Genomic DNA, 9,763 nt, shown 5'->3' on the forward strand with positions numbered 1-9,763 from the left:
ACTCGGTACCCCTACTCTCCCACCCACCACTGACAATCGATCTTGGCTTCGGAGCGGTCCACGGAACGACGGAACCCCTGGCGGACGGATGCACGACCGTGATCGCCAGGGGCTCCGCACGCTACTTCCCCGCGCGGCTCACGCGGAGGCTGCCGCGGTCGCTCTCCTTCAGGCCGCGTCCGATGATCAGGCGCTGGATCTGGTTGGTGCCCTCGAAGATCTGCATGACCTTGGCCTCGCGCATGTAGCGCTCGACCGGGAAGTCGCGGGTGTAGCCGGCGCCGCCCAGCACCTGGACCGCGTCGGTGGTGACCTTCATGGCGTTGTCGGTGGAGATCAGCTTGGCGATCGACGCCTCGGACTGGAACGGAAGCCCCTCGTCCTTGAGCCGGGCGGCGGCGAGCGTGGTGGCCCGGGAGACCTGGACCGCCGCGGCCATGTCGGCGAGGACGAAGGCCAGTCCCTGGTGCTCGATGATGGGCCGGCCGAACGTCTCCCGCTCCCGCGAGTAGCGCAGCGCGTGGTCCAGCGCGCCCTGGGCGAGGCCCGTGGCCACCGCCGCGATGCCGAGCCGTCCGCAGTTCAGGCCGGCGAACGCGATCCTGAGCCCGTCGCCCTCCTCGCCGAGCCTGCGGTTCGCGGGGACGCGTACGTTCTCCAGGCGCACGGTGGCCGTGGCGGACCCGGTCAGACCCATCTTCTGCTCCGGCGGATCGGCCACCACGCCGGGAGTGTCGGCCGGGACGAGGAAGCAGGAGATGGCGCGCGAGCCCTCGTCGGACGTACGGGCCATGACCGTGTAGAAGTCGGCGTGGCCGCCGTGCGTGGTCCAGGCCTTGGCGCCGTTCAGTACGTAGTCGTCGCCGTCCCGTACCGCCCGGGTGCGCATCGCGCCGGGGTCGGAGCCGGCGTGGGCCTCGGACAGGCAGTAGGCGCCGAGCAGGTCGCCGCCGAGCATGTCCGGGAGCCACTCCTTCTTCTGGTCCTCGGTGCCGAACTCGGCGAGCGCGAAGCAGGACAGCGCGTGCACCGAGACGCCCACCCCCACGCTCGCCCACACGGCGGAGATCTCCTCCAGGGCCTGGAGGTAGACCTCGTAGGGCTGGCCGCCGCCGCCGAACGCCTCGGGGTAGGGCAGGCTGAGCAGCCCGGCCCGGCCGAGCGTGCGGAAGACCTCGCGGGGAAAGCGTCCCTCGGCCTCCGCCTCGGCGACGCGCGGGGCGAGCTCCTTCTCGGCGAGCTCGCGGGTCAGAGCGATCAGGTCGACGGCTTCAGGCGTGGGGAGCGTGCGGGTCGCGGGCATGACATGTCCTCGGTGGTGGCGGTTCGCTGGACGATTTTGATACGCCAGGCGATACAACAGTATCGTTTTTGGTACCGCCAGGCCATGCGGGGCGTCGGCCGGTCCCGTCGGCGGGCGACTGGACGGTGGCTCTTGCGCGTGATGGGAGGGGCTGGAGGGCCCGCGGTCGCCGCAGCTCGCCACTCAGCCGAAGGGCGGAGGGTGCGGCCGTGCGGTCTGTTCCGGGGGTGATGCGGGCGTGTCCCGCCGTGCCGTCGACCGGGGCGGTCGGGCGGCAGGGCGCGGGGGTGCCGTCGTGGCGGGGGTCAGGGTGAGACGGCGTGCACGATGAGTGACGCCAGCTCGGCGTAGGCCTCGGCGTCGTTCAGCCCGGTGCGGGCGGTGACCTCGCCGCGCTGGATCTCCTGCATGGTCGCGGCCACGACCTCGCCCACGAACGCGGCGTGGACGTCGCGGAACGCCCCGGCGGCCACGCCGTCCGCGATCAGCTGCCGGATCCGCCCCGCGGCGAGGCGCGTATTGGCCTCGTACACCTCGCGGGCCGGGTCGAACCGGGCCATGTCGTCGAGGAACTGCCGGGAGAGCGGGCGCAGCTGCTCGGCGACCGCGTTCAGGTAGACCACCACGCGCTCGGAGGGCGCGGAGGTGTCGGCCACCTGCTTCTCGACGGCCTGGGCGGCCTCCCGGAAGTAGTGCTTCACCGCTTCCCGGACCAACTCCTGCTTGCTTCCCGCCAGTTGGTACAGCGTGGTCTTCGAGCAGTGCAGCCGCTCGGTCAGCTCGTCGAGAGTGAACGCCGCGAAGCCCTCCGCCGCCAGCAATGCGACCAGCCGCTCGAGCAGGTCGGTCTGGCGCGCGGTGCGACGTGTGGACGGCATGATCTCAGCGTAACCGTTCCTCCATCCACCGTGACCTTCACCCCTCCGGGAGCATGGTCCCGGTCGCGGGACGGAGGGCCGACCCCGCCCGGTGGCCGGGTGGGGAACTCGTCCCCGGCGGCCGGGCGGGGTCGGCCGAGCGCCGTTCCACCGGTCACCCGGCCCACGGGGAGAGCGTCAGGAAGCGGTCCCTCCGGGCGAGTCCGGTGCGGCCGGTCCCGGTTCCTCCGCCTCCGGGAGCCTCCGCACGTCGACCCCGCGCACCTGTGCCAACTCGTGCTTGAGGGCTGCCAGTTCGGCACCGCCCGCCATGTGGTCGGTCAGCTCCTCCAGTCCGACCTCGCCGCGGGCGGCGCTGAGTTCGAGCGTGCCGAGCCGCAGCACGCTGAAGTGGTCGCCGACCATGTACGCGTGGTGCGGGTTGTGGGTGATGAAGACGACGCCGAGGCCCCGGTCGCGGGCGGCGGCGATGTACTTGAGGACGACACCGGACTGTTTGACGCCGAGCGCGGCGGTCGGCTCGTCCAGGACGAGGACGCGGGCGCCGAAGTGCACGGCCCGGGCGATGGCCACGGACTGGCGCTGCCCGCCGGAGAGCGTGCCGACCGGCCGTTCGAGGTCGTCGAGGACGATGCCCATGTTGCGCAGTTCCTCGTCCGCGGTCCGCTTCATCCGGGCGATGTCGAGCCGGCGTACGGGCCAGGGGCCCCGGGTCATCTCGGAGCCGAGGAAGAAGTTCCGCCACACCGGCATCAGCGGCACCGTCGCGAGGTCCTGGTAGACGGTGGCGATGCCGCGGGCGAGGGCCTCGCGCGGGCTGCCGAAGCGCACCGCCGTGCCGTCCACGAGGAACTCGCCCTCGGTGTGCCGGTGCAGTCCCGAGATGATCTTGATGAGGGTGGATTTCCCGGCGCCGTTGTCGCCGAGGACACAGGTCACCCGGCCGGGACGGACGGCGAGGGAGACGTCGTGCAGGGCGCGGATGTTGCCGTACGACTTTCCCGCGCCGCGCAGTTCGACGATCGCGGCGCCGCCCTCTTCGGGCGCGGTGCCCGGACGGACGGCGTCCGCGGTTCCGGATCCGTTGTCTGCCATGGGTCGGTTCACCTCCGGGTCGCCGTGCGGCGGACCCACAGATTGACGAGCGTGGCGCCGAGCAGCATCACGCCGAGGAAGGCCTTGAACCAGTCGGGGTTCCAGCCGGCGTAGACGATGCCCTGGTTCACCATGCCGAACATGAAGGCGCCGAAGACCGGGCCGATCGCGGAGCCGTGGCCACCGGTGAGCAGGCATCCGCCGATCACCGAAGCGGCGATGTAGATGAGCTCCTGGCCGACGCCCTCGCCCGACTGCACCGTGTTGAACGAGAACAGCTGGTGCATGCCGACGAACCAGGCGCCGAAGCCGACCGTCATGAACAGCGTGATCTTGGTGAAGGTCACCGGTACGCCGACGGCGCGGGCGCTGTCCTGGTCGCCGCCGACCGCGAAGACCCAGTTGCCGTACCTGGTGCGCAGCAGCACCCACGTGGCGAGCGCCGCGAAGACGAGCCACCACACGACCGTGATCTTCACCTGGACCCCGCCGACGTCGAACGACGAGGCGAAGATCCTCCTGGCCTGGCCGAAACCGTCCATGTCGCTGATGTCGTCGGTGGCGACGTTGTCGGTGACCAGTTTGGTGACGGCGAGGTTCACGCCCTGAAGGATCAGGAAGGTCCCGAGCGTCACCAGGAAGCTCGGCAGCCCGGTGCGGACCGTCATCCAGCCGTTGAACGCCCCGATCGCGAGCGACAGGACGAGCGCCACCACGACACCCGCCCACACGTTCACGGTGAGCTGGTAGCTGAGCATGCTCGCCGTCAGCGCCGAGGTGATCACCGCGACACCGGCGGACAGGTCGAACTCGCCGCCGATCATCAGCAGGGCCACGGGCAGGGCCATGAGGCCGATCGTCGACGACTGGTAGAGCACGGTCGCCATCGAACCGCCGGAGCGCACCGACGGCGCCGCGATCAGGAAGAAGACGAAGACGGCGGCGGCGCCGAGGAACACCCCGACCTCGGGCCGGGCGAGCAGCCGCAGCGCCAGGGGGCGCCGCGCGGTCCGCCCGTCGGACGTCCCGGGGCCGGGAGCCGGCGGCGCGGTCGCGCTCGTCACCGGGTGCCCTTCTCGGCGAACTCGGCGACGGTGTCCACGTTGTTCTTGTCCACGAACGCCGGACCGGTGAGCACCGGCTGCTCGCCGCCACCGCTGTAGTTGCCGTTGTTCTTGTAGAGCCACAGCGAGTCGATCGCCAAGTAGCCCTGGAGATAGGGCTGCTGGTCGACGGCGAACTGGATGGTGCCCTTGTCGATGGCGCCCGTCAGTTCCTTGTTGAGGTCGAAGGTGGCGATCTTCGCCTTGCCGCCGGCCTCGTTCACCGACTGCACCGCGGTCAGGGCGTACGGGGCGCCCAGCGCGACGACGTAGTCGATCGCGGGGTCCTGCTTGAGCTTCGCGGTGATCGTGGACTTCACGGACGGCATGTCGGTGCCGTTGACGTACAGGTTCTCGGTGGTGCCGTCGAACGTCTTCTTCACGCCGTCGCACCGCTGGGTGAGGCCGATGTTGCCCTGTTCCTGGATCACGCAGACGGCCTTCTCGGCGCCCTCGGCGTTCAGCCTCTTGCCGAGCGCCTCGCCCGCGACGGTCTCGTCCTGGCCGAAGAACTCCGTCAGGCCCAGCTTCTTCCAGTCGCTCAGCCCCGAGTTGAGGCCCACGACGGGGATGCCGGCCGAAGTCGCCCTGCCCACCGTCTCCTTCATGGCGTCGGGCTTGGCCAGGGTGACGGCGATGCCGTCGACCTTCTGGTCGATCGCGTTCTGCACCAGGTTGGCCTGGTCGCCCGCGTTCGGGTTGTTCGAGTAGACGAGGTCGATGTTGTCCTTGGCGGCCGCGGCCTCGGCGCCCTTGCGGACGATGTCCCAGAACGTGTCGCCGGGTGCCTGGTGGGTGACCAGCGCGACCGTCATCCGGGGGGTGTCGGCCTTGCCCGCGGTGCCGCCGTCCCCGCTCTCCTCGGCCTTCTTGCCGCCCGAGCTGCTGGAACAGCCCGCGGAGAGCAGTAAGGCCGCGGCGGTCAGGGCGACGAGCGGGGCGGTTCTCCGTGAACGGGGGCGGAACGAGCGATCCATCTCTGCAGCACCTCACTGTGCGACCGGGCCTGTGTGTCTCCTCCCGTACATCCCCAGCAACAGCCGCATCACGCATGTGAACGGAATCGGACCGACGGGCAACACCCGCGAACGGGAAACGACTTGGGACCGGTTGCCCACACCGGGGACGGGCGCACAGCGGTCCACTGTCCGGATGGTCGGACGGTCGGGCGGCCGCGCCGGGAACAGCCGGTCCGGTCGGCGTGGTTGCATCGACCGGGGGACCGGCGCCGTACGGGTGGGGACCACGGGGACCGCGAGGCCGTGTGACCCGCCGGGAGCCGGGCCCCGGGATCGCGGTACGCCTGCCGCGCATGTGGACCGAGACGTATTTCAGCAGGAGGACTGTTTCATGATCGACCGGCCGTTGACGCTGATGGCAGTGCACGCCCACCCCGACGACGAGGCCACCGGAACCGGAGGCGTTCTCGCGCGGTACGCGGCGGAAGGCATCCGCACGGTTCTCGTGACGTGTACCGACGGCGGTTGCGGTGACGGACCGGAGGGCGTCAAGCCGGGCGAACCCGGGCACGACCCGGCGGCGATCGCCTTGATGCGCCGCCGGGAACTCGAGGCGAGCTGCGAGGTCCTGAAGATCGGCGATCTGGAGACGCTGGATTACGCCGACTCCGGGATGATGGGCTGGCAGACCAACGACGCCCCTGGGTCCTTCTGGCGGACCCCGGTGCAGGAAGGGGCGGCCCGGCTCGCGGAACTCATGCGGCACTACCAGCCTGATGTGGTCGTCACCTATGACGAGAATGGCTTCTACGGCCACCCGGACCACATCCAGGCCCACCGCATCACCATGGCGGCGCTGGAGATGACCGAGCTGTCGCCGAAGGTGTACTGGACCACGATGCCCCGCTCGGCGATGCGGCGGTTCGGCGAGATCATGCGCGAGTTCCACGAGGACATGCCGGAGCCGGATCCCGCCGAGGCCGCCGCGCTGGCCGAGATCGGTCTCCCCGACGACGAGATCACCACATGGGTGGACACCACTGCCTTCAGTGGCCAGAAGTTCGACGCGCTGGCCGCGCACGCCAGTCAGGGCGAGAACATCTTCTTCCTCAAGATGGGCAAGGAGAGGTTCGGCGAGCTGATGGGCATGGAGACCTTCGTACGCGTCCTGGACACCACCGGCGCGCCCGTACCCGAGAACGACCTCTTCGCCGGACTGCGCTGATCCGTCCGAGGGGGAAGCGCCCCGAACGCGACCCGCGCGCTCAGCCCGTCAGGGCGTCGGCCCGGACCGGGGCCGGCGCCGCTGGGTGCGAGGCCACCCGTGCGGGCGCGGCCGCGTGTGCCGTCCGGTCCCCGCCGAGTGCCGCGGCCTGCTGGAGGCAGCGCTGGGCCTCGCTGTCACGGCCGAGGGCCCGCAGGGCGTTTCCGCAGGTGGTGAGCAGCAGGGCCCGGCGTTCCTCGGACTGCTGGTGCGGGGCCAGGGCCAGGGCGTGTCGGCACCGGCTCAGGGCCTCGCGCGGGCGGCCGACGGTCAGAAGGTGGGTGGCCAGGTGGTACAGGGCCAGCGTCTCGGTGTGGGGGTGGGCCAGGGAGCGGGCCATCCCGGCCGCCTCCTCGCGCCGGATGCCGGCCTCGGTCAGCTGCCCGGTGCGCTCCAGGGCGGCCGCCCAGTTGATCAGGGCGATCACCTGCCCGCGCCGGTCTCCGGCCCGGAGGGCCAGGCCGGGCGCGCGGCTGAGGTGCGTCAGCGCCGCGGTGTGCCGGCCGTTCTCGGTGAGGACCCAGCCCAGCAGCGCGCGCAGCCGTGACTCGGCGTCGGTGTCGCCCAGCGCCACAGCGGCGGCGAGGCCGTGTCCGAGCGTCGGCTCCCAGCCGTCGTGGACCTGCCGCACGATCAGCGGCCACAGCTGGACGGCGAGGCGCCAGGCCAGTTCGGGACGTCCGGCCCGGGCCGCCGCGGCCACCGCGGCGGTGAGGTTCGCGCGCTCGGTGACGTACCACGCCATGGCCGCGGCACGGTCGGCGAAGGCCGGCGGAGGGCCGGGCGGGGACGTCTGCGGAGGCAGGGAACAGCAGGGCTGGCTGCCCGGTTCGGCCGCCTCGGCGGCGGCTCGGGCGACGGCCAGGTAGTGCACCAGGAGGCGTTCGAGTCCTGTCGCGTCGGCCTGCGCCGCCAGGGAACGTGCGTAGAGCCGGACCAGGTCGTGCATCAGATAGCGGCCGCCGGCCCGTTCCTCGACGAGGTGGGCCGCGGCGAGTTCCTCCAGGGCGGCCCGTGCGGCGGCGGGCGGCAGGCCGCTGAGCGCCGCCGCGGCACCGCCGTCGAGTTCGGAGCCGACGTGCAGGGCCAGTTGGCGGAAGAGCAGAGCTCCGGCCGCAGGCAGCCGCTGGACGCTCAGGCGCAGGGTCGCCGCGACGCCGAGGTCCTCGGTGGCCAGCAGGGAAAGGCGCTGGTGTTCGTCGGCCAGGTCGTCGGCCATCGCGCGCAGGGTGAGCCGGGGCCGTGCCACGAGCCGGGCGGCGGCCAGCCGCAGTGCCAGGGGCAGTCCGTCGCACAGGGCGGCCAGCTCCTCGGCGGCGGCGGGTTCGGCGGCCGTGCGCGGCTCGCCGATGACACCGCCCAGAACGCGTACGCCGTCCGCGGGCTCCAGACGCCGAAGCGGCAGCAGCCGCGCGCAGTCGGTGGCCACCAGCCCCTCGAGCCGGTTGCGGCTGGTGACCAGCACCGTGCACCGGGGCGAGCCGGGCAGGAGCGGACGGACCTGCGCCGAATCGCGGGCGTTGTCGAGCACGATCAGCGCGCGGCGGTCGGCGAGCAGGGAGCGGTAGAGGGTCTCGGCGGCACGGGCACGGCGCGGCAGGCGTTCCTCCTCGACGGCGAGGGCCAGCAGGAAGTCGTGCAGGACACCGGCGTGCGGACTTCCGGTGCCGTCGGGCTCCAGGGCGTGCAGGTCGGCGTAGAGGATGCCGTCGGGGAAGTCGCCGGCGTGCGCGTGCGCCCAGTGCAGCGCCAGCGAGGTCTTGCCGACGCCGGCCGGGCCGGTCACCACGCTCAGGGTGGCGGTGCCGGCCGGTGCGACGGTGGTCAGACGGGCGAGGTCGGCGGTGCGGCCGGTGAAGCCGGCCGGGGCGCGCGGCAGGAGGCAGGGGACCGGCGGGCGGGGACGCGGGGCGGCGGCCGGGTCCGCCGCCTTCCGCGGTCCGGGCGCGGCCGGCGGGGGTGTGCCGGTGGTGGGAGGGTGGGGCGGCCGGGAGTGCAGGACGTCGAGATACGCCGTCGACAGCGCCGGGCCCGGGTCGACGCCCAGTTCCTGGGCGAGGAGGCGCTGGGTGCGGCGGTAGAGGGCGAGGGCGTCGCACTGGCGGTCGGCGGCGTGCAGGGAACGGACCGTGGCGGCGATCAGGGACTCGCGCAGCGGGTGGTTCTCGGCCGCGGGCCGCAGCAGGGTGAGGGCGTCCGCTCCGTTGCCGCACGCGTGCAGGGCCTCGGCGTACCGCTCCAGCGCGACGAGGCGTTCTTCCATCAGGTGACCGGCGGCCGCCGACAGCGAAGGGGTGTCACCGGTCCCGCCGAGGGCCTGGCCCCGCCACAGGCCCAGGGCTTCGACGAGGAGCGCGGCCCGCTGCCCGGCAGAGCCCGCCGCGGCACGGCGCACCAGGTCGTGAAAGCGCCGCACGTCCACCGAGTCCGGTGCGGCGCACAGGGCGTAGCCCCCGCTCCCGGTGACGAGTTCGGCCGCCGGCGTCGTACGCGTCAGTCCGCGCAGCGCGGAGATGTGACCGTAGACGATGGTGCGGGCGTGGGTGGGTGGCCGGGTGTCCCACAGCGCGTCGATGATCCGCTCGGCGCTGACGGGCATGCCGTCGGCGAGCAGGAGCAGCGCCAGCACGGCTCGGCGCTTGGGAGGGCCGAGCGGCACCTCTTCGGCACCCGTGAAAGCCGAAACCGGCCCGAGAAGCCGGAATTCCATCAGCGTTGTCCCCTTGGATGTCGTCCGGGCGGACATTCACGAGAATCCAGAAAAGCACGCTCACCCCCGGAATCGGGTGCATGGATCGGGAATTGGACAAGGGGTGCTTCCAGTCCGTCCAGAACGTGCCGGGTCGGGTGAGGTTCCCGTGATCTCCGCCACTCGACCCGAGTGCGCGGGACGACACGAAAAGCGCGAAGGGCGTTCAGCCGGGGCCGCGGGGCGGAAATGAGCCGTACCGAATTCAATTGTCGAATGTGAGGCATTCCGCCGTCCGTCGTCCGCGGTGCGGCGCCATGGACCGCGGGTCCGCACCCCGGGCAGGGCAGGGCGGTGGCCGAGGCCTTACGACGACCTACTGACCTTCAAAGCGTGGTGTCGCAGTAGCTGACGTTTCGTGATCCCTGCGGTATGCCGACGACATGAGGTATCCGCAAGGGGGCGGGCTGAC

The 9,763-nt window shown here is 71.8% G+C and carries 7 protein-coding genes; 1 reads left to right on the forward strand and 6 read right to left on the reverse strand.

The genetic code is table 11. The features are described 5' to 3' along the window. Positions 1–121: 121 nt before the first annotated feature. The 5 genes from ACFW6B_RS11800 to ACFW6B_RS11820 all read right to left on the reverse strand — a co-directional run bounded on the left by ACFW6B_RS11800 (position 122) and on the right by ACFW6B_RS11820 (position 5,356). Entirely contained in the window at positions 122–1,303 is a 1,182-nt protein-coding gene (locus tag ACFW6B_RS11800; RefSeq protein ID WP_386594634.1) for an acyl-CoA dehydrogenase family protein, read from the reverse strand. 305 nt (positions 1,304–1,608) lie between these two features. Continuing rightward, the gene (locus ACFW6B_RS11805; RefSeq protein WP_386594636.1) at positions 1,609–2,181 is read right to left on the reverse strand and encodes a TetR/AcrR family transcriptional regulator; all 573 of its coding nucleotides are present in this window, start codon (positions 2,179–2,181) and stop codon (positions 1,609–1,611) included. Positions 2,182–2,358: 177 nt separating this feature from the next. Then, positions 2,359–3,276, reverse strand: a complete 918-nt coding sequence (locus ACFW6B_RS11810; RefSeq protein ID WP_386594638.1) for an ATP-binding cassette domain-containing protein — start codon at positions 3,274–3,276, stop codon at positions 2,359–2,361. 8 nt (positions 3,277–3,284) lie between these two features. Continuing rightward, a complete protein-coding gene (locus ACFW6B_RS11815; RefSeq protein WP_386594640.1) occupies positions 3,285–4,340 on the reverse strand; it encodes an ABC transporter permease in 1,056 nt (351 codons plus the stop codon). After that, complete coding sequence (locus ACFW6B_RS11820) at positions 4,337–5,356, reverse strand: sugar ABC transporter substrate-binding protein (RefSeq protein WP_386594642.1); 1,020 nt, start codon at positions 5,354–5,356, stop codon at positions 4,337–4,339. Before ACFW6B_RS11820 ends, ACFW6B_RS11815 begins: the two co-directional genes overlap by 4 nt. A 373-nt stretch (positions 5,357–5,729) precedes the next feature. Here ACFW6B_RS11820 and ACFW6B_RS11825 point away from each other — a divergent pair, with 373 nt between their 5' ends. Beyond that, positions 5,730–6,563, forward strand: coding sequence for a PIG-L family deacetylase (locus ACFW6B_RS11825; RefSeq protein ID WP_386594644.1), 834 nt, complete (start codon positions 5,730–5,732; stop codon positions 6,561–6,563). Between the two features lie 40 nt (positions 6,564–6,603). On the opposite strand, the gene ACFW6B_RS11830 is transcribed toward ACFW6B_RS11825, so the two are convergent. Next, positions 6,604–9,312, reverse strand: a complete 2,709-nt coding sequence (locus ACFW6B_RS11830; protein ID WP_386594646.1) for a BTAD domain-containing putative transcriptional regulator — start codon at positions 9,310–9,312, stop codon at positions 6,604–6,606. Positions 9,313–9,763 lie beyond the last annotated feature (451 nt).

This window comes from Streptomyces sp. NPDC058751, assembly GCF_042746485.1.
In the GTDB taxonomy this organism is placed as follows: domain Bacteria; phylum Actinomycetota; class Actinomycetes; order Streptomycetales; family Streptomycetaceae; genus Streptomyces.